Source organism: Alcaligenes endophyticus (assembly GCF_026344035.1).
Lineage (GTDB): Bacteria > Pseudomonadota > Gammaproteobacteria > Burkholderiales > Burkholderiaceae_B > Alcaligenes > Alcaligenes endophyticus.
In genome coordinates, this window is sequence record NZ_JAPKND010000001.1 from 801,986 (window position 1) to 820,669 (window position 18,684).

Consider the following 18,684-nt stretch of genomic DNA (forward strand, 5'->3'; position numbering starts at 1 on the left):
CTATGTCGCTCATACGCCGTTTAAATGCCGAATCTGCCCAGTTTGATGAAGAACTGAAATCTTTACTTGCCTACGAGGCGTCCGAAGATGCTTCTATCGAAGCGGCTTGCGCCGAGATTCTGCATCGTATTCAGCATACTGGCGACACTGCACTGCTTGAGTACACGGCGCGCTTTGACCATTTAACGGTGCAATCGGCTGCACAGCTAGAAATTAGCCGCACAGAACTGCAAGCAGCCCTAGATGGCCTGCCCACTGATCAGCGACGCGCGCTCGAGCAAGCGGCCGAACGTATACGTCGATATCACGAGCACCAACGCACCGAATCTTGGACTTATACCGAGCCAGATGGCACGGTGCTAGGTCAACAAGTCACGCCCCTAGACCGAGTGGGCCTGTACGTGCCTGGTGGTAAAGCAGCATATCCTTCCTCTGTGCTCATGAATGCAGTCCCTGCCAAGGTGGCAGGTGTTGCCGAGCTTGTTATGGTGACGCCCACTCCCGACGGCCTTCGCAACCCCATCGTACTGGCGGCAGCGGCGTTGGGCGGCGTGGACCGTGTGTTCACCATAGGTGGCGCCCAAGCAGTAGGGGCGTTAGCCTACGGTACCGCCACCATTCCTGCCGTGGATAAAATCGTTGGCCCCGGTAATGCTTATGTCGCCGCTGCCAAGCGACGTGTCTTCGGCGTGGTGGGTATAGACATGATCGCTGGTCCCAGTGAAATTCTTATTATCTGTGATGGTCAGACCCCTGCGGATTGGATTGCTATGGACTTGTTTTCACAAGCTGAACATGACGAACTGGCTCAATCCATCCTGTTATGCCCCGATGCCAACTTCCTTAATCAAGTCGAACAAGCTATCGAACGCCTGTTGCCTAGCATGCCACGCGCCGACATTATTCGTCGCAGCCTAGCTGATCGTGGAGCCTTAATTAAGGTACGTGATTTAGATGAAGCCTGTCGCATCAGTAACCATATCGCCCCTGAGCATTTAGAAGTTTCCGTTCAGGACGCTACCTCCTTATTAGGGAAAATACGCCACGCTGGCGCTATTTTCTTGGGCGCCTATAGCTCAGAGTCGTTAGGCGACTACTGCGCTGGCCCGAACCATGTCCTACCTACCTCCCGCACCGCTCGTTTCTCGTCGCCTCTCGGAGTCTACGACTTTCAAAAACGCAGCAGCATTATTCAGATCTCTGAATCGGGGGCACAATCCCTAGGACCTATCGCAGCCACGCTGGCCAAAGGCGAGGGCCTATATGCCCACGCCGCTAGCGCGGAATTTCGCTTAAAACTCTCTTGATCCCTCAAATGGGGCCATTTGCCATGCGTACCGCTGAAATTACCCGCAATACTAACGAGACTCGCATTCGAGTCGCCATCAATATCGATGGCACAGGCGCCCACAAGCTACAAAGTGGCGTACCTTTTCTAGATCACATGCTGGATCAAATTGCCCGTCACGGCGTAATTGATCTGGACGTTTACTGTGAAGGTGACAATCACATTGACGATCACCACTCAGTAGAAGATATCGGCATTGCGCTAGGCCAAGCCTTTGCCAAAGCCATAGGCAATAAAGCAGGTCTACGCCGCTATGGTCACGCATACGTGCCTCTGGACGAGTCCTTATCGCGCGTCGTGATAGATTTCTCTGGGCGCCCCGGTCTGTTCTATGATGTGCCTTTCACACGTGCTCGTATTGGACAGTTCGACGTAGACCTAGCTCGTGAGTTTTTCCAAGGCTTTGTCAACCATGCCATGGCTACCGTGCATATTGATAATTTGCGAGGTGAAAACGCACACCACCAATGCGAAACCGTGTTTAAAGCTTTTGGCCGCGCACTACGCATGGCGTTAGAGCACGATCCACGTAATGAAGGCGTGGTGCCATCCACTAAAGGCGTACTGTAAACCTACCTAAGGTGCACTCATCTTGAGCACTATCGCCATTGTTGATTACGGCATGGGCAACCTGTTCTCCGTTGCTCATGCACTGCAAGCGGCTGCTCCGGCCGCCCATGTTCTGCTAGCCCGCGACTGCTCCGCTATTTTGCAAGCTGATCGTGTAGTCTTACCAGGGCAGGGCGCCATGCCCGACTGCATGCAGCACTTACACCACTCGGGCTTATTACCTGCGGTCTTACATGCCGCCGCTAATAAGCCCCTGCTTGGCATTTGTGTGGGTGAGCAAATGCTATTTGAGTCAAGCGAAGAAGGCCCCAGTACATGCTTAGGCTTATTCCAAGGCACTGTGCGTCGCTTTAACACTGAACAAAACGTCACCTTTCCTCAGGGAAAACCCCTGATTAAAGTCCCTCATGTGGGTTGGAATCGTGTTCATCAGTGCAAAGCGCATCCACTTTGGCATAATATTGAGAGCGGCGCTTATTTTTATTTTGTGCACAGCTATTTTGCTGACCCCGTTCACGCTACAGATAATGCCGCATGCAGTTACTATGGTGTAGGCTTTACCAGCGCCATAGCAAAGGCTAATATTTTTGCAGTCCAATTTCATCCAGAAAAAAGTGCAAAGAATGGTTTGCAACTTTTCCGGAATTTTACGTACTGGAAACCTTAATTCCATTCCTTCCATTACGTATTTCTCATCACTTTCTCATTAATTTTCATACGTTTTACGGCTATAAATCATGCTTCTGATCCCCGCCATCGACCTTAAAGACGGGCGTTGCGTACGCCTTCGCCAGGGCGACCTGGATGATGCAACCGTGTTCTCGGACGATCCAGCTGCCACCGCAAGCCAATGGCTAGAACAAGGTGCCCGACGCCTGCATCTAGTTGACCTTAACGGTGCCTTTGCTGGCAAGCCCAAAAACGTTGATGCGATACGTGCCATTATCAAAGCTGTAGGCAGCGATATTCCTGTGCAAATAGGTGGTGGCATCCGCGATCTGGACACCATCGAGCAATACCTAGACAACGGCTTGAGCTACGTCATTATCGGTACTGCGGCAGTAAAAAGCCCCGGTTTTCTACGCGATGCCTGCAGCGCATTTCCAGGCAGCATTATTGTTGGCCTAGATGCCCGTGACGGTAAAGTCGCTACCGACGGCTGGAGCAAACTGACCCGCCACGATGTTTTAGACTTAGCCAAGAAGTTCGAGGATTACGGCTGCGAGTCCATTATCTATACCGATATTGGCCGCGACGGCATGCTCACCGGCGTCAATATCGAAGCCACCGTGCGTTTATCCCAACACGTTACTATCCCCGTCATTGCCTCTGGTGGTGTCACCGACCTCAAAGACATCGAAGCCTTATGTGAAGTTGAGCATGAAGGTATTGAAGGGGTTATTTTGGGCCGCAGTATCTATGAAGGCACGCTGGACTTTGCTCAGGCACAAGAGCTTGCCGACGAGTACGAGCTATGAGCTCGACAGCGCCCGATGCGCCACGTAACGAACTCAGTTGTCGTATCATTCCTTGCTTGGACGTCACCGCTGGCCGCGTAGTAAAAGGCGTCAACTTTGTTGATCTGGTAGACGCTGGCGACCCAGTTGAAATTGCTAAACGCTATAACGAGCAAGGCGCCGATGAGCTGACTTTGCTCGACATTACCGCCACCTCGGAAAACCATGGCTTAATTTTGCCCATCATTGAAGCCGTGGCTAAGCAAATTTTTATACCCCTTACCGTGGGTGGTGGTGTACGTGAGCTGGCGGACGTGCAGCGCTTACTGAATGCAGGCGCCGATAAGGTGTCAATCAATAGCAGTGCTATTAGCAACCCTGAGTTAGTGCGTGAAGCCGCCCAACATCATGGCTCCCAATGCATCGTCGTCGCCATTGATGCGCGTCGTGTTTCGGCCCCGGGCGAACCCCTTCGCTGGGAGGTGTTCACCCATGGTGGACGTCGTGCGACGGGCCTAGATGCCATTGAATGGGCACAAAAAATGGCCCAGTACGGCGCAGGTGAGCTACTGCTTACTAGCATGGATAAAGACGGCACGAAGTCGGGCTTTGACCTTGCCTTAACCCGTGCCATCAGCGATGCCGTCTCCATTCCGGTGATCGCTTCGGGTGGAGTAGGTAGCTTACAAGACTTGGCCGACGGCGTATTGCAAGGCGGAGCTAGTGCCGTGCTGGCCGCCAGTATTTTTCACTATGGTCAACACACTGTCGCAGAAGCCAAAGCGTTCATGGCGGCTCAAGGTATTAGGGTGCGACAATAATGAATCGCTCTCTTGCTTGGCTAGACGACGTTAAATTTGATGCTAACGGACTGATCCCTGTTATTGCCCAAGATCACATCAGTCATAAAATACTGATGGTCGCTTGGATGAATCAAGAGTCCCTGCAAGAGACCGTGCACAGCCAACGCGCCGTCTACTGGTCTCGCTCGCGGCAACGCTTATGGCGCAAGGGTGAAGAGTCCGGGCACATTCAGCATGTGCACGATATTTACCTAGACTGTGATGGCGACGTGATTCTGCTCATGATTGATCAAGTCGGTCACATTGCCTGCCATACTGGTCGAGAAAGTTGTTTTTTTCGCCAGCTACAACACAGCACAAGCGATACTCCTACATGGGAAACCGTCGCTCCGGTGCTGAAAGACCCGGAGCATATCTACCGATGAGTAAAGCGATCACCCGCGACACCATACTTGCGCATCTGCAGCAAACATTACATAGCCGTCTACCTCACGAAAACGGCGACCCCAGTGCGTCGTATGTGGCCAAGCTGTATGCCAAAGGCCCAGATGCATTCCTGAAGAAAATTGGGGAAGAGGCCACCGAGCTGGTGATGGCGGCGAAAGACGAAAGTCCCGAACGCATCATCAGTGAAGCGGCCGACCTGTGGTTTCACACCCTAGTAGCTTTAACCTACTATAGTTTAAGCTACGAAGATATACTTTCTGAGCTGGTACGTCGTGAAGGCGTATCTGGCCTACAGGAAAAAGCAAGTCGATCAGAGCCAGCCTGAGACGCCTTCATTTCTTCATGCATCAAGATTTATATTCGGAATTGCTATGAGTGACAATTGTCTATTTTGCAAAATTATTGAGGGAATCATCCCCTGTACCAAAGTGTACGAAGATGATGATTTCCTAGCATTTAATGACATTAACCCGGCCGCACCCGTACATATTTTGGTCGTACCTAAGCGGCATGTCCATTCTCTGCAAACTATTTCTGCCGAGGATGCAGCTTGGTTAGGTAAAATGCTGGCATTAGCACCTGAAATTGCCCGCCTTGGTGGTTGCCGCCCTGGGCATGAGGGTGGCTTCCGTGTAGTCATTAACAATGGCCTAGACGGTGGTCAAGAAATCAATCATTTGCACATGCACGTGCTCGGCGGCGAGCGCCCATGGCAAAATAGGGCAGCACCGGCTGCATAACGGAGATTCAAAATGGGTAGCTTAAGTATTTGGCATTGGCTGGTCGTTCTACTGGCAATCGTGCTGATTTTTGGCACTAAAAAACTACGCAATATGGGTGAAGACCTTGGCGGCGCCGTGAAAGGCTTCAAAAAAGGCATGAAAGACGCTACAGCTGAAGATACTCCTGAAGGGGTAACGCAGCGCACCCAAGACGAGCGCACACAAACCATCGACGTGCAAGCCAAAGAAAAATCAGAGTCCTAACCTTCACGCTAGTGAGTCTGCATGTTTGATATCAGCTTTACCGAGCTTATGGTGATCGGCGTGGTGGCGCTGATCGTCATTGGCCCAGAACGCCTCCCTAAAGTGGCCCGCACCATGGGTCACTTGCTGGGGCGTGCGCAACGCTATGTGAACGAGGTGAAAACCGATATACAGCGTGAAATTAATCTGGATGAAGTTAAAGACCTCAAAAAACAAATGGAAGATGCGGCGCAGTCTGTGCGCAGTTCCTTTGAAGACACGACAAAAAGCGTGCGCCAGCCGCTAGACGAGGCACGCGATATGCTCAATGAAGCCTCGCGTTCTGCCCAAGATGCTTTAAATGCAACCAAAACTGCATTAAAAGAAACGCCTAAGCTGGACGCCGACTCCTCCCCACGCGAAACCGAGTCCCGCATCGCTCCTGGTATAACGGAGCCTGCTAGCCCATCCCCCTCTGAAGCTACCGCGGACAGTAAAACAAACCGGGTAGCATCGTCTGCCTCTAATGAGAAGTAATGTGAGTACTGCCGAACCTCAAGAAGACAGCTTTATCTCGCACCTAGTTGAATTACGCACCCGTCTGCTCCGTGCCGTCGGGGCGGTTTTCTTGGTGTTTGTTGTTCTTTTTATCTATCCCGGCGCCTCGGCCATCTACGATGTCCTTGCTCAGCCCATGCTCTCTTCCTTACCCGAAGGAACACGCATGATCGCTACCGGCGTCATTACGCCCTTTATGGTTCCCATGAAGGTAACCTTAATGGCGTCTTTTGTAGTAGCTTTGCCGGTTGTGCTTTACCAAGCTTGGGCGTTTATCGCTCCAGGTCTGTATTCCCACGAAAAAAGCCTCGCCTTACCCCTTATCTTGTCCAGCACCCTGCTGTTCATAGCGGGTATGGCATTTTGTTATTTTGTGGTGTTTAAAACTGTTTTCCAATTCATTGCTTCGTTTGCCCCCGACTCCATCACCCCTGCGCCCGACATCGAGGCTTACGTCAACTTTGTCATGACTATGTTTATGGCTTTCGGGATCACGTTCGAAGTGCCTGTCGCCGTTGTGCTACTGGTTAAAACGGGTGTGGTTGATATCGCTAAGCTACGAGAAATCCGAGGCTACGTCATTGTTGGCGCTTTTATTATTGCCGCCATCGTCACACCTCCTGATGTGATTAGTCAATTCTTGCTCGCTGTCCCTTTATGCCTACTATATGAAGTGGGGATCATTGCAGCAAAAATGGTAAAAAAACGCGAAAAGAAGCTCGATAACCACGACCTAAGCGTATAAGCGCGCTCATTTCGTACCAAGGTAGTACTCAGCCCTATACCGCTCGGTCATAGGGCTTACTCTGGCTGTGCGGCAGGGCGTTGCCCAACCGTTACCTTTATGGTTCGACTTTTACCATCACGCCATACTTGCAAAGAAGTACGACTGCCTGCTTTAAGAGCTGCTATCTGCGTTAATAAGCCTATCGAGTCGTCGACGGTTTGGCCATCTAGAGTCTGGACAATATCACCCACTTGTAAGCCTGCGCCTGCAGCAGGACTTTGACGTAGCACCCTTGCAACAATCGCCCCCTGAGCACTAGGCAAGCCAAAAGCCTGAACGAGATCTGGGCTTAAGTCTTGCGGCTCTATCCCCAGCCAACCACGGCTTACCACCCCTGTACTCACGAGTTCATGCAGCACTGCTAACGCCATCGGTGCCGGAATGGCAAAGCCTATTCCTAACGAGCCACCAGTTTCTGAATACATCGCCGTATTGATACCCACCAAACGGCCTTGCACATCAATCAATGCGCCACCCGAGTTACCCGGGTTGATGGCCGCATCCGTTTGAATAAAGTTTTCATATAAATTCACCCCTAAGCGGCTACGCCCTAAACCTGACACAATACCTTGCGTGGTCGTTTGTCCCACCCCGAAAGGATTTCCTATAGCTAACACTACATCGCCCACGTGCACTGGTGCGGCATATAAGGGAATGACAGGTAGATCTGGTAAGGAAACTCTCAAGACCGCAATATCACTATCCGGATCACGCCCCACTAGCTCAGCGCTTGCTCGTCTCCCATCTGCTAGAGCTAATTCGACCTTATCAATGGCATTTAACACATGATTATTAGTTAAGATTAATCCATCCTGATGCACGATAACGCCCGAACCCAAGTTAGTCTCGGAGGGAGCATCGTCAACGTTGGGCTCCGCACCTTGCCACCCGCCTTCGTACGGTCTTTGTGCGGGCTTAAGGCGCTGGCTGGTATAAATATTAACTACGGCGGGCGCTGCTCGTCGTACGGCTTGCGCATACGAGCCTGCCACAGCAGGTGCTAACTGATAGGTAGGCATAATATCTGGCTCAGGCACCGCAGCAGTCACCCACTCAGGCCGTAAAGTGGATACAGTAAACCATATACCTAAGCAGACCGTTATCGTCTGCGTAAAGAGCAACCACAGGCTACGCATAGTATTTTTCAAAAAAGGACGTCAATGACACAGGTTAACAATATCGAGCTTCTACACTGGCTAGACCACACTTTGGAGGCCCACAAATTTAAAGACTACTGCCCCAATGGCTTGCAAGTGGAAGGGAAAACCGATATCCGTCGTATTGTTACTGGTGTCACGGCCTCGCTGGCCCTGCTACAGGCTGCCGTAAAGCATAACGCTGATGCCGTCATCGTGCATCACGGCTGGTTTTGGAAAAACGAGAACCCTTGTATACGAGGCCCTAAAAAAGCGCGTATCGCCCTCACTCTGCAACATGAGCTTAACCTATATGGCTACCATCTGCCGCTGGATGCACACCCTACACTAGGAAACAACGTACAGTTAGCGCAGCAGCTAGACCTTGAGCCAGAACGTGATGCACAAGGCCAAGTAATAGGATGTGGGCCCGATGGGCTGGTGTGGCTAGGGCGCCCTAAGGCTGCGATGACACGTCAAGCAATGAGCCAGCTCATTAGCTCCCGTTTAGGGCGTGAGCCTTTACTGGTGGGTAACGCTGATGCTCCCGTACAACGGGTGGCGTGGTGCACTGGAGGAGCTCAAGGCTTTATGGAGGCCGCCATCGCTGCCGGCGCCGATCTCTACATTACCGGTGAAGCCTCAGAACAAAACTACCATCTCGCACTGGAAAATAATGTCGGCTTCATTGCTGCCGGCCATCATGCTACCGAACGTTACGGTGTCCTGGCTTTAGGTCAGGCAATCGCCAAGCAGTTTGGTGTCGAGGTGGAGTTTATTGATGTGGATAATCCGATTTAAGCACTTGGGCTAAAAGAGCGAGAAAAATACATCTCAGTATGGCCGACAAGCATTTGATACATCGCTTGCGCGGCCGAACTCAATGGGAAATGACGTCTGGCCACCACACCTAAAGGGCGCTCAATATCCAACGCCAAGGGCAACTGCTGTAAGCGCGGATCACGCAATAGGCTTACTGCCGCCCCCGGCAAAGCACTAATGCCTTGCCCCGCGCTCACTAAAGCCCCTATCGTGGCAATATGATCCAACTCATAGGCAGGCGTGAACTTATGACCTTTGCCCCATAGGTATACATCAAGGTACTGACGCACACTCGCGCCACTTCCCATGGAAACGTGTGGGTAATGAAGGGTGTCTTCGAGCAAAATAGGTGCACTAGATGCCGCTAAGGGGTGCCCCTCAGGACACAACAAGACGAATTGGTCGGTCGCTAACTGGGTATAACGCAAATCCTCCTGCTGTGGATTGGCTGCCGTTAAGGCAAAGTCCACTTTACCTTGACGAACTAAATCAAAAGCCTCTCCGGATAAGGTATCCAGTAAAGACAATCTCACCGCAGGATATTGTTTAGCGTACTCCGCAAATAATGTGGGTACCACAGAGGCCGCCAACGAGGGGAGGGCGGCCACCGTCACCGTACCGCTATGTAACTGCACGACATCACTCACGGCTTGCCATGCCAGTTGAGTATCGCGGAGCAGGTCTTGCGCGTAGAGTAAAAATACTTGGCCAGCATCAGTGAGCTCAACGGCTCGGGTGCTACGCTCAAATAGCTTTGCCCCCAATTGTTTCTCTACACGCGCAATCAATGCTGATAAGGCCGACTGTGATAAATGCATACGCACCGCAGCTTGGCCAAAGTTACGCGTCTGGCTTAAAGCTAAAATAGCACGTAAGTCTCTAGTAGAAAAATTGGGCTCAAGGCTCATATCACAACTGAAGGCAGGCCGGCATTCGGCCCGCCAAAAAAGTACAAACGACTATTCTACTTTGATGTCATTGTCCTTAATAAGCTTTTGCCATTTGGCAAACTCTTCATTGATCATTTTGGCACTCTCTTCAGGCGTGGCATGAGTAGATAAGGTACCTTGAGCCAACATCGAAGCCTGCACCTCGGGGTTTGACAAGATTTTCTCTAGTGCCCCATTCAGTTTGTCAGTAATTTCCTTGGGTGTTCCTGCTGGCGCGGCGATGGCAAACATTGAGCTAATTTGCATGTCTGGCATGCCCGCCTCAACTACCGTAGGCACATCAGGTAACGAAGGAACGCGCTCTTTTGTCGTCGTTGCGAGCGCACGTATATCCCCCGACTTGATCATGCCCAAAGCCGCAGGCACAGTGTCTATCATGACATTCACCTGTCCGCCCAATAGGTCAGCTAACGCTGGGCCACTCCCTCGATAGGGCACATGAATGACGTCGGCGCCTGCTTGTTGCTTGAACATTTCAATCGCTAAATGTTGTGGTGAACCTGTGCCTGCGGAGGCAAAGCTGACATCGCCAGGGTTCTGTTTGCTAAGCTCAACCAGTTCCATCACATTTTGCACCGGCACTTTCTTATTGACTGCAAAGACCAAAGGCACAGTACCTACTACTGAAACATAATCAAAACTCTTATCAATTTCAAAATTGACCAATTCAGGCGTCAGAGCCGCGTTAATCGTATGGCTCGTGAAAGCTCCCATCAACAAGGTATAACCATCTGGGTTGGACTTAGCGACCTGACCTGCTCCTAAGCTGCCTCCAGCCCCTGCCCGGTTCTCAACGACAAAGGTTTGGCCTAAGGCTTCGCCTAGCTCTTTGCCTAACACCCGTCCGATTACATCCGTCGCTCCGCCTGGAGCATAAGGGACGATGAGGCGCACACTGCGCTTGGGATAATCGCTTTCAGCATGGACGGGAGACAAAGCACTGATGGTTAATGCACTCAGCGCAAGAAGCCCTGTCAAGGCTTGGCGGCGAGTAAGTGTTAAGGCGGTGAGCTTCATGAAGCCTCCTTACTTGAAGAAATTTACAAATCAGCTTTTCACGGCAAAAGCTCGACTGAACAATAAATTAATAATATTATTAATAATCCATCCACCGCAAATATGGTTAACCCTCGTATGACTAAAAAAACCTCTCCCCAGCACGCTGTCCACCCGGAAAATATGCGCCAAGGTCTGGCCCAAGGCCTTAGCAACTATGGCGATAGTGGTTTTTCCATGTTCTTACGTAAAGCATTCATCAAAGGAGCCGGGTACACAGACAACGCATTAGAGCGACCGGTGATTGGCATTGTGAACACAGGTAGTGCCTATAACCCCTGCCATGGCAACCTGCCTCAATTGCTCGAGGCAGTAAAACGTGGGGTGTTACTGGCAGGCGGCTTGCCTATGGAGTTTCCCACTATTTCTATACATGAAAGCTTTTCGCATCCTACTAGCATGTATCTGCGTAACCTGATGTCTATAGATACCGAGGAAATGTTGCGCGCTCAACCTATGGATGCAGTGGTATTGATCGGGGGCTGCGATAAAACAGTACCCGCACAGCTCATGGGGGCAACATCGGTAGGTTTACCTGCTGTCCAATTGGTGACAGGTTCCATGTTAGCAGGCTCACATCGGGGAACACGTGTGGGAGCTTGTACCGACTGTCGTCGGTATTGGGCCCAATTCAGGGCGGAAGAAATCGATAGTGAAGAAATTGCAGCGGTTAACGATCAATTAGTTGCTAGTGTAGGGACCTGTTCCGTGGCAGGCACAGCAAGCACGATGGCCTGCTTAGTTGAAGCATTAGGTATTGGCGTACCAGGCAGCGCTTCCCCCCCAGCGGTAACAGCAGACCGTATGCGCATTGCAGAGCTAAGCGGCCAGGCCGCCGTCAACCTTGCACGACAAGGCATAGGCATCAACGACATATTAACTCCAGCAGCGTTTGAAAATGCCATGCGAGTCTTGTTTGCAATGGGGGGATCCACCAATGCTATTGTCCATATGACTGCCATTGCTGGACGTGCAGGCTACAACATGGACTTGCGGGCTTTAGATGTAATGAGCCGAGAAACCCCTGTATTGCTAGACTTAAAACCGTCCGGCAAACATTACATGGAGGATTTCCACGCGGCAGGCGGTATGAGGACACTATTACGTGAACTACGGCCACTCCTGAATTTAGATGCATTAACGGTAACTGGGCGCACCCTCGGCGAGGAGCTAGACACAGGCCCTGCACCTTTTTCTCAAGAGGTAGTAAGGCCATTCAGTACACCACTGTACCCGCAAGGGGGGATTGCCGTACTCTACGGAAACCTGGCCCCAGATGGGGCCATCATTAAACAATCTGCTGCGGACCCCACATTGATGGAGCATGAGGGGCGAGCAATCGTGTTCGAGAATCCTGAGGATATGGCAGCCCGAATTGACGACCCTGAATTAGACGTCAAAGCTGAAGATATTTTAGTGTTGAAAAACATTGGCCCCAAGGCAGCAGCCATGCCCGAAGCTGGCTACTTACCGATCCCCCAAAAGCTTGCTCGACAGGGAGTCAAAGACATGGTGCGTATCTCTGATGGGCGTATGAGTGGCACCGCCTTTGGCACGATCGTTCTCCACGTCACCCCAGAAGCCGCTTTAGGAGGGCCGTTAGCCTGGGTACAGAATGGCGATAAAATACGTTTATCCGTCAGCCAACGCCGGATAGAATGGTTAATTGATGACGCAGAGCTGGCGGCTCGCCAAGCCAGGCAGCCGGTACAAATACCCGAGGCAGAGCGCGGCTATGCAAAACTCTTTCGACAAACAGTACTGCAGGCAGACCAAGGAGCTGACTTTGACTTCCTCACTGCCACAACCCGCAAGGGAGTTATTCCTAGGAGCGAATGAGAATGCCGGGCACCCATATACCTATGTTTACACAGACTGCTCAAAGCGGAGCAGAGGATATTGCCGCAAGGCTTGAAGAAGACATCGTTTTAGGTCTACTAGCGCCTCAGGTACGCCTTATTGAAGACGACCTTATGGCCCGATTTCAAGCCAAAAGGCATGTAGTACGAGCTGCCTGCGACTTATTAGAGAAGGCTGGGCTGGTGGAACGTAAGCGTAATGTAGGTGCCATGGTACGCAGCTTCGCTGACACTGACGTCTATCAATTGTACGAGATACGCAGGTTGCTAGAAACGGAAGCTATGCGGCTGGTACCCTTACCCGCACCAGAAGAAATGCTACGCCATTTACATCTTATTCAGGCAAAGCATGATGAAGCCGTCCAGCTAGCCGACGTGCGGCTGATCTTTCACAGCAACCAAGAGTTTCATCGAGGCTTATTTGGGTACTGTGGCAATCCCCACTTAGCCCAAGCCATCGAAGACTTTGCACGCCGCACGCACGCCATCCGCTTTCAAGCTTTGCTTTCACGGGAACAGCAACTGAAATCTCAAAAAGAACATCATCAGTTGCTAGAACTCTTAGAGGTAGGCGATCGCGAGACTTTACTGGCACTCACACAAGCCCACCTGATACCGTCTCGCGATTATTATCTACGAACTCGCAATGCCTTAGGCCTACTATCTGACATTAGACCGTAAACAACTGACGCACTTGATCTGCCGTCGCCAACGGTTGAACAAGACACTCTGCGGCTTCTGCCACCTGACGTACTAATGCGGCATTGTCCGGAGCCAGCTTTCCACTTTTCAAATACAAGTTGTTTTCAAAACCTACCCGTACATGTCCACCTAGCGCAGCGGCTGCCGTTGCACAGGCATGCTCTTGGGGACCAAATGCACACATGGCCCAAGGATAGGCATTGTCATGGACTTGTAAAAATGGCAACAAATCTGTTGGAGCTGAAACCTGGCCTGCACTATAACGCCCTAGCACGAATAACAAGAACCATGGCGCTTCGCCAATAACGTCTCGCGCACGTAAGTCTTGCCAAGTCTGCACATCGGCAGCATCATACAAAATAACCTGAGTCATCACCTGGTTCCGCGCTAACCAGGAAAAGAAGTCCGCCACATCGGCTTCGGGTACCTCGGGACGAACAATTTCACGCAGGCCTATAGAAACCGCCTCAGGCTGCGTATCACGCACTACCTGCATTTGTACATGCGGAGTATAAACCTGCGCCGCCTCAGATGTGATCTGAACCACCAGTTCATGACCCACAGCCTTACGCACTGCTTGAGTAGCTTCTTTGTACCCGTGCGCATCCAACAAATGGCTTCCATCCGCCTTACGAATATGCATATGTATCATCGCGGCACCTGCATCCAAACACTGCTTAGCTGTCTGCGCTAACTCTACGGCGGTCAGAGGTACTTGTGGATGCTGCTCTTTAGTTTTGTAGGCTCCATTAGGGGCTACCGTCACAATCAATGGCGTTTTATTCATTTCCTCTCTCCTCGGCATAAGCGGCATCAGCAATAACAGGTAAATCGGCTTTTATAATGTTTAAACCATCTAACAGCGCTGACTGATAACGCTTTCTTTCTTGTGCCACCTCTTCATCCGTCCAAGTATAGAACCCCTGTCCGGTTTTAAGCCCAAAATGACCAGCAGCCACTTTATCGGCTAAGCAAGCGCTCGGCTCAGTGTTACTGGCTAAGGAGGGGTAAATCATAGCTCCTGCTGCGCAGTGCACTTCTAGGCCGGCGTGTTCTCGTTGTAAGACGGGGCCAGCCGCCAAAAAACGGAAACCAAAGCCATAACGTACCGCCGCGTCAACATCCTCAGGCGAGGCAATACCCGCGTCTATCATGGAAAATGCTTCGCGTGCCAACGCATGCTGCAAACGATTAGCCAAAAACCCTGGCAAATCTTTTTTAACTAAAACAGGAACCATCCCACACTGATACATAAAGGCATGCAAATTGTCAGCCGCATCCCTAGCTGTCGCTTGCCCACAAACCACCTCAACCAAGGGGATAAGATGAGCCGGCATGAAAAAGTGCAGCCCTATCATACGTTCGGCGCTGTTAAGCCCCCGTGCAATATCGGATATAGGAAAGCTTGAGCTATTACTCGCCAACAACGTGTCTGGCCGGGCATACTTTTCTAACTGAGCAAACAGTGCTTGCTTGATATCTAAACGCTCAGGTATGCATTCAATCACAACGTCCACCTCGGACCACGGCACATCAGCCAAGCTCTGCTTCACCTGTAACAAATGAAGCTGCCCGGCGGCCTCTTGTTGCTCTAAAAATTCCTGCACTAAGCCAGGTACCAGCGCTGCACGTTCCGATTGTGTTTCTAACACGGTCACTTTACAGCCGGCACGGCAAAGTACAACAGCGACCCCAGCCCCCATCGTCCCACCACCAACCACTACAGCGTGTGAGCGGGAGGGGCGAAAAAAGTGTGCTGGTGCGTGGAAAGCAGTAGGCTTCACTGTATTGCTCCAAATAAGTAGAAAGATAGATCTAGTTTGCCTAGGACATAAAAATTTGTAAAACAAATTTATTTACTTAATTATGCGGTTTTTTCAATAAATAAGATGGCCGAAAAAAACCCGATGTGACTCATCGGGTTCTGTCTTGTGTGCCTAGTTGACGACTACTTTATTTCTTTAGAGCATCACGAATTTCACGCAACAAGAGCACGTCTTCGGGAGTAGGAGCGGGCGGCGCTTCGGCTTCTGCTGCCACTTCTTTTTTATGCACCGCATCACGCATGCGATTTAAGGCTTTCACCATGCAGAAAACCACAAAGGCGAGCAAGATGAAGTTGATCAAAATGGTTAAAAAGCTTCCCCACGACAAGATCACTGCACCCGCACTATTTAACGCTTCATAGGTTTCCGGACCACTATACCCCTCTGGCAAACGCAGCACGAGGAACTGATTCGTGAAATCAACCTCGCCCCCCAGAATAAAACTGATCAAGGGCATCACGATATCTTTCACCAACGAATCGATGATTTTACCAAAAGCAGCCCCAACAATGACCCCTACAGCCAGATCCATCATGTTGCCTTTTACAGCAAACTCTCGGAACTCTTGCAGAAACCCCCGCGCTTTATTCATACATTCACCTTTTTAATAATCAAACTAAACCAAGTATCCCCTGAGGCAATATTTTGCCACCTTCTACTGGGTCCTAGCGGACAGTTGTAAGAATACTCGAAGGCATACAGAAAGCACACCGCTTTTTGCGCTCTGTTTCACTCACCATGACTCGCTACGTTAAGCGAGCTTTTTTGTATTCAAGAAGACCTGACATGATCTTGTGGTGTATAAAAGACGCCGCTTTCAATATGGTAAGAGCCTGACAGGCTTGCTGCGTAAGTCTCGCTAAGGACACGGGGTGATAAAAGAAATTACCGCCTCTTACCCTAGGGTGCTGACTATATACTTGCGCTTCTTTTATGCAAACTGTATGACAGCATAGGCAGAAGTTTCGTATACTTATAAATTGGCACAAATTTGACACTGTACATAGTGCATGTTGCACTTGTCTTTGCCAGAAGTACGTTATTTTTTCTACGCTTGCGCTACGAACTAGGCTAGTGAAGAATTTAAGGTGCACAGAGTCTTAAGGCCAAAAAGCCAGTAATCCAGCTCAACGTACTAATTAAGTGCCAACCCGTTTTTAATTAAGGTAAATCAAAGCCTGCCGCACGTTTCCCAGCATGGACTATCCCTGAACTGGCGGGGAACGCTATAATGTGGCGCTAATGAATTACATACCCTTGCTGTCAAAAGGGTAATCAGCCTGTTTTGACGGGCGTCGACAAGGATGCACTTGAATGAGTCACGATAAGTTATCTACTGATGCTGGCGCGATTGACCCCAATCTGCCGCCTGATCCAGCGCGCCGCACCTGGGTCGCTACTGCCTGTGCTTTAGGCGGTGTCGCCGGTGTGGGTACTGCCGTTCCGTTCGTCAGCTCTTTTGCGCCTTCCGAGAAGGCAAAGGCTGCCGGAGCCCCTGTCGAGGTTGATATTTCTTCGCTGGCTCCCGGAGAACTGCGCACCGTAGAGTGGCGCGGCAAGCCCGTCTGGGTTATGCACCGAACCGAGGCGCAAATTGTTGAGCTACCTAAACTAGATAGCCAACTGGCCGACCCCGATTCGGATCGCCCGGGCTACACCCCTGCCTACGCAAAAAATAATTACCGTTCACGTCGCCCAGAAATCTTCGTCTGTGTCGGCATTTGCACCCACTTGGGCTGCTCACCTACCCCTCACCTAGCAGCCGTTGGTGGCCCAGGCCTACCAGCCAACTGGGAAGGTGGCTTTTTGTGCCCATGCCACGGCTCTACCTTTGATTTGGCTGGTCGCGTCTTTCGCAATAAGCCTGCCCCCGACAACCTTGAGATTCCCCCTTACGAATTCTCAGCGGATGGCTCGCGCGTCATTATTGGCGTAGATGAAACTCACCCAGCCTAAATCGGCTGTGACCTAACACCGTATTCAATAAAGATAGAAGGAGCCGTTTCATGGCTGGCGAGAAAACCGTCGAAACGACAGGACTCTTGGGATGGATTGACAGGCGTTTCCCCCTGACATCCATGTACAAAGAGCATATGTCTGAATACTATGCTCCGAAGAACTTCAATTTTTGGTATTTCTTCGGTTCCTTAGCACTATTAGTGCTAGTTATCCAAATCGTCACCGGGATTTTCCTGGTTATGAACTACAAACCCGACGCCAAATTAGCGTTTGAGTCTGTGGAATACATTATGCGTGAAGTGCCGGGCGGCTGGATGATCCGCTACATGCACTCCACTGGCGCCTCCATGTTCTTCGTGGTGGTGTATCTGCACATGCTGCGCGGCTTGTTCTACGGCTCATACCGTAAACCGCGCGAACTGGTGTGGATTTTTGGCGTTGCTATCTTCTTATGCTTAATGGGCGAGGCCTTCTTTGGCTACCTCTTGCCCTGGGGCCAAATGTCTTTCTGGGGTGCTCAGGTTATTGTGAACCTGTTTGCTGCCATTCCTCTCATCGGACCTGACCTGGCCATTTTCATTCGTGGTGACTACGTTGTTTCTGATGCCACATTGAACCGCTTCTTTGCATTGCACGTTATCGCTATCCCGCTGGTTATCTTGGGCTTAGTCGTCGCACACCTTATCGCTTTGCACGAAGTAGGGTCCAACAACCCAGATGGTATCGAAATCAAAGAAGGCCCCAAAGATGCGCAAGGTCGCCCCTTAGATGGCATTCCTTTCCATCCTTACTACTCGGTGCACGACATCCTTGGTGTGGCAGGCTTTCTGATCATTTTCGCGGCCATTATGTTCTTTGCCCCAGAAATGGGCGGCTACTTCTTGGAATACAACAACTTTATTCCTGCTGATGCCTTAAAGACTCCTCCGCATATTGCTCCTGTGTGGTACTTCACGCCGTTTTACTCTATGCTGCGTGCCACTACCGACGACTTCACCTGGATCTTGACTGGCGCTTCCGTATTCGGAGCCGTAGCCCTGTTCCTGCGTGGTAATCTGCAAGGTATGCTGCGTATCGCCATTCCTTTCATTTTGTTGGCCGTTGCCGTTGCTTTCCGCGTTATCGATGCCAAATTCTGGGGTGTGGTGGCCATGGGCGGCGCTGTGGTAATTCTATTCTTCTTGCCATGGCTGGATCACAGCCCTGTCAAGTCAATCCGTTACCGTCCTACCTGGCACAAATTCTTTTATGCGATTTTCATCGTCAACTTCGTGATCCTGGGCTACTTGGGCACACAAGCACCAAATGATCTCTACAACCTGCTTAGCCAGATTGGTACCGTGATCTACTTGGCGTTCTTCTTCCTGATGCCTGTCTGGAGCCGTCTGGGTACATTTAAACCTGTGCCCGAGCGCGTGACCTTCCGCCCTCACTAGATA

Annotated in this window: 22 protein-coding genes; 16 read left to right on the forward strand and 6 right to left on the reverse strand. The window is 50.9% G+C overall.

The annotated features are described in order from the left end of the window. Window positions 1–2: 2 nt before the first annotated feature. The 11 genes from hisD to tatC all read left to right on the forward strand — a co-directional run bounded on the left by hisD (window position 3) and on the right by tatC (window position 6,893). Window positions 3–1,307, forward strand: coding sequence for a histidinol dehydrogenase (gene hisD, locus OSH01_RS03675; protein ID WP_266122688.1), 1,305 nt, complete (start codon window positions 3–5; stop codon window positions 1,305–1,307). Window positions 1,308–1,330: 23 nt separating this feature from the next. Further along, window positions 1,331–1,918, forward strand: coding sequence for an imidazoleglycerol-phosphate dehydratase HisB (gene hisB, locus OSH01_RS03680; protein ID WP_266122689.1), 588 nt, complete (start codon window positions 1,331–1,333; stop codon window positions 1,916–1,918). 22 nt (window positions 1,919–1,940) lie between these two features. Then, window positions 1,941–2,585, forward strand: a complete 645-nt coding sequence (hisH, locus tag OSH01_RS03685; protein WP_266122690.1) for an imidazole glycerol phosphate synthase subunit HisH — start codon at window positions 1,941–1,943, stop codon at window positions 2,583–2,585. Window positions 2,586–2,655: 70 nt separating this feature from the next. Then, a complete protein-coding gene (gene hisA, locus OSH01_RS03690) occupies window positions 2,656–3,396 on the forward strand; it encodes a 1-(5-phosphoribosyl)-5-[(5-phosphoribosylamino)methylideneamino]imidazole-4-carboxamide isomerase (protein ID WP_266122691.1) in 741 nt (246 codons plus the stop codon). Then, on the forward strand, window positions 3,393–4,196 hold the full coding sequence (hisF, locus tag OSH01_RS03695; protein ID WP_266122692.1) for an imidazole glycerol phosphate synthase subunit HisF: 804 nt from the start codon (window positions 3,393–3,395) through the stop codon (window positions 4,194–4,196). Before hisA ends, hisF begins: the two co-directional genes overlap by 4 nt. Next, complete coding sequence (hisI, locus tag OSH01_RS03700) at window positions 4,196–4,603, forward strand: phosphoribosyl-AMP cyclohydrolase (protein WP_266122693.1); 408 nt, start codon at window positions 4,196–4,198, stop codon at window positions 4,601–4,603. Before hisF ends, hisI begins: the two co-directional genes overlap by 1 nt. Further along, complete coding sequence (locus OSH01_RS03705) at window positions 4,600–4,950, forward strand: phosphoribosyl-ATP diphosphatase (protein WP_266122694.1); 351 nt, start codon at window positions 4,600–4,602, stop codon at window positions 4,948–4,950. Before hisI ends, OSH01_RS03705 begins: the two co-directional genes overlap by 4 nt. Window positions 4,951–4,996: 46 nt before the next feature. Continuing rightward, window positions 4,997–5,365 (forward strand): histidine triad nucleotide-binding protein, encoded by a 369-nt coding sequence (locus OSH01_RS03710; protein ID WP_266122695.1) that lies wholly within the window; start codon window positions 4,997–4,999, stop codon window positions 5,363–5,365. Between the two features lie 12 nt (window positions 5,366–5,377). Further along, the gene (gene tatA, locus OSH01_RS03715; RefSeq protein WP_266122696.1) at window positions 5,378–5,611 is read left to right on the forward strand and encodes a Sec-independent protein translocase subunit TatA; all 234 of its coding nucleotides are present in this window, start codon (window positions 5,378–5,380) and stop codon (window positions 5,609–5,611) included. 21 nt (window positions 5,612–5,632) lie between these two features. Continuing rightward, window positions 5,633–6,127 carry a Sec-independent protein translocase protein TatB gene (tatB, locus tag OSH01_RS03720; RefSeq protein WP_266122697.1) on the forward strand — a complete coding sequence of 165 codons (495 nt, stop codon included), beginning with the start codon at window positions 5,633–5,635 and terminating at the stop codon, window positions 6,125–6,127. Between the two features lies 1 nt (window position 6,128). Then, window positions 6,129–6,893, forward strand: a complete 765-nt coding sequence (tatC, locus tag OSH01_RS03725; RefSeq protein WP_290459105.1) for a twin-arginine translocase subunit TatC — start codon at window positions 6,129–6,131, stop codon at window positions 6,891–6,893. A gap of 56 nt (window positions 6,894–6,949) precedes the next feature. Here the strand turns inward: tatC and OSH01_RS03730 are convergent, their stop codons facing one another. Next, a complete protein-coding gene (locus OSH01_RS03730; RefSeq protein ID WP_266122699.1) occupies window positions 6,950–8,071 on the reverse strand; it encodes a S1C family serine protease in 1,122 nt (373 codons plus the stop codon). Window positions 8,072–8,095: 24 nt separating this feature from the next. Between OSH01_RS03730 and OSH01_RS03735 the strand changes: the two genes are divergently transcribed. After that, a complete protein-coding gene (locus tag OSH01_RS03735) occupies window positions 8,096–8,872 on the forward strand; it encodes a Nif3-like dinuclear metal center hexameric protein (RefSeq protein ID WP_266122700.1) in 777 nt (258 codons plus the stop codon). On the opposite strand, the gene OSH01_RS03740 is transcribed toward OSH01_RS03735, so the two are convergent. Further along, window positions 8,869–9,801: a LysR family transcriptional regulator gene (locus OSH01_RS03740; protein ID WP_266122701.1), complete on the reverse strand. Its 933-nt coding sequence runs from the start codon at window positions 9,799–9,801 to the stop codon at window positions 8,869–8,871. The two genes, OSH01_RS03735 and OSH01_RS03740, sit on opposite strands and share 4 nt — an antisense overlap. A 51-nt stretch (window positions 9,802–9,852) precedes the next feature. Further along, window positions 9,853–10,860, reverse strand: coding sequence for a Bug family tripartite tricarboxylate transporter substrate binding protein (locus OSH01_RS03745; RefSeq protein ID WP_266122702.1), 1,008 nt, complete (start codon window positions 10,858–10,860; stop codon window positions 9,853–9,855). A 117-nt stretch (window positions 10,861–10,977) separates the two neighbouring features. Here OSH01_RS03745 and OSH01_RS03750 point away from each other — a divergent pair, with 117 nt between their 5' ends. Then, window positions 10,978–12,738 (forward strand): IlvD/Edd family dehydratase, encoded by a 1,761-nt coding sequence (locus tag OSH01_RS03750; protein ID WP_266122703.1) that lies wholly within the window; start codon window positions 10,978–10,980, stop codon window positions 12,736–12,738. Between the two features lie 23 nt (window positions 12,739–12,761). Then, window positions 12,762–13,439 (forward strand): GntR family transcriptional regulator, encoded by a 678-nt coding sequence (locus OSH01_RS03755; protein ID WP_266122704.1) that lies wholly within the window; start codon window positions 12,762–12,764, stop codon window positions 13,437–13,439. Here OSH01_RS03755 and OSH01_RS03760 read toward each other — a convergent pair. The 3 genes from OSH01_RS03760 to mscL form a co-directional block, all read right to left on the reverse strand. Then, window positions 13,429–14,247, reverse strand: coding sequence for a BKACE family enzyme (locus OSH01_RS03760; RefSeq protein WP_266122705.1), 819 nt, complete (start codon window positions 14,245–14,247; stop codon window positions 13,429–13,431). The genes OSH01_RS03755 and OSH01_RS03760 overlap by 11 nt on opposite strands. Beyond that, window positions 14,240–15,244, reverse strand: a complete 1,005-nt coding sequence (locus OSH01_RS03765; protein WP_266122706.1) for a 3-hydroxyacyl-CoA dehydrogenase family protein — start codon at window positions 15,242–15,244, stop codon at window positions 14,240–14,242. The genes OSH01_RS03760 and OSH01_RS03765 overlap by 8 nt, the downstream gene beginning before the upstream one ends. Before the next feature lie 169 nt (window positions 15,245–15,413). Continuing rightward, window positions 15,414–15,878, reverse strand: a complete 465-nt coding sequence (gene mscL / locus OSH01_RS03770; RefSeq protein WP_266122707.1) for a large conductance mechanosensitive channel protein MscL — start codon at window positions 15,876–15,878, stop codon at window positions 15,414–15,416. Between the two features lie 722 nt (window positions 15,879–16,600). Between mscL and petA the strand changes: the two genes are divergently transcribed. Beyond that, window positions 16,601–17,242 (forward strand): ubiquinol-cytochrome c reductase iron-sulfur subunit, encoded by a 642-nt coding sequence (gene petA, locus OSH01_RS03775; RefSeq protein WP_266122708.1) that lies wholly within the window; start codon window positions 16,601–16,603, stop codon window positions 17,240–17,242. 50 nt (window positions 17,243–17,292) lie between these two features. Continuing rightward, window positions 17,293–18,681, forward strand: a complete 1,389-nt coding sequence (locus OSH01_RS03780) for a cytochrome b (protein ID WP_266122709.1) — start codon at window positions 17,293–17,295, stop codon at window positions 18,679–18,681. The last annotated feature ends 3 nt before the right edge of the window (window positions 18,682–18,684 follow it).

What these genes read in the sequence shown, in the direction of transcription:
- hisD (WP_266122688.1), top strand. Translation starts at nt 3, where the DNA reads ATGTCGCTCATACGCCGTTTAAATGCCGAATCTGCCCAGTTTGATGAA.
- hisB (WP_266122689.1), top strand. Translation starts at nt 1,331, where the DNA reads ATGCGTACCGCTGAAATTACCCGCAATACTAACGAGACTCGCATTCGA.
- hisA (WP_266122691.1), top strand. Translation starts at nt 2,656, where the DNA reads ATGCTTCTGATCCCCGCCATCGACCTTAAAGACGGGCGTTGCGTACGC.
- hisF (WP_266122692.1), top strand. Translation starts at nt 3,393, where the DNA reads ATGAGCTCGACAGCGCCCGATGCGCCACGTAACGAACTCAGTTGTCGT.
- hisI (WP_266122693.1), top strand. Translation starts at nt 4,196, where the DNA reads ATGAATCGCTCTCTTGCTTGGCTAGACGACGTTAAATTTGATGCTAAC.
- OSH01_RS03705 (WP_266122694.1), top strand. Translation starts at nt 4,600, where the DNA reads ATGAGTAAAGCGATCACCCGCGACACCATACTTGCGCATCTGCAGCAA.
- OSH01_RS03710 (WP_266122695.1), top strand. Translation starts at nt 4,997, where the DNA reads ATGAGTGACAATTGTCTATTTTGCAAAATTATTGAGGGAATCATCCCC.
- tatA (WP_266122696.1), top strand. Translation starts at nt 5,378, where the DNA reads ATGGGTAGCTTAAGTATTTGGCATTGGCTGGTCGTTCTACTGGCAATC.
- tatB (WP_266122697.1), top strand. Translation starts at nt 5,633, where the DNA reads ATGTTTGATATCAGCTTTACCGAGCTTATGGTGATCGGCGTGGTGGCG.
- OSH01_RS03730 (WP_266122699.1), bottom strand. Translation starts at nt 8,071, where the DNA reads ATGCGTAGCCTGTGGTTGCTCTTTACGCAGACGATAACGGTCTGCTTA.
- OSH01_RS03735 (WP_266122700.1), top strand. Translation starts at nt 8,096, where the DNA reads ATGACACAGGTTAACAATATCGAGCTTCTACACTGGCTAGACCACACT.
- OSH01_RS03740 (WP_266122701.1), bottom strand. Translation starts at nt 9,801, where the DNA reads ATGAGCCTTGAGCCCAATTTTTCTACTAGAGACTTACGTGCTATTTTA.
- OSH01_RS03745 (WP_266122702.1), bottom strand. Translation starts at nt 10,860, where the DNA reads ATGAAGCTCACCGCCTTAACACTTACTCGCCGCCAAGCCTTGACAGGG.
- OSH01_RS03750 (WP_266122703.1), top strand. Translation starts at nt 10,978, where the DNA reads ATGACTAAAAAAACCTCTCCCCAGCACGCTGTCCACCCGGAAAATATG.
- OSH01_RS03755 (WP_266122704.1), top strand. Translation starts at nt 12,762, where the DNA reads ATGTTTACACAGACTGCTCAAAGCGGAGCAGAGGATATTGCCGCAAGG.
- OSH01_RS03760 (WP_266122705.1), bottom strand. Translation starts at nt 14,247, where the DNA reads ATGAATAAAACGCCATTGATTGTGACGGTAGCCCCTAATGGAGCCTAC.
- mscL (WP_266122707.1), bottom strand. Translation starts at nt 15,878, where the DNA reads ATGAATAAAGCGCGGGGGTTTCTGCAAGAGTTCCGAGAGTTTGCTGTA.
- petA (WP_266122708.1), top strand. Translation starts at nt 16,601, where the DNA reads ATGAGTCACGATAAGTTATCTACTGATGCTGGCGCGATTGACCCCAAT.
- OSH01_RS03780 (WP_266122709.1), top strand. Translation starts at nt 17,293, where the DNA reads ATGGCTGGCGAGAAAACCGTCGAAACGACAGGACTCTTGGGATGGATT.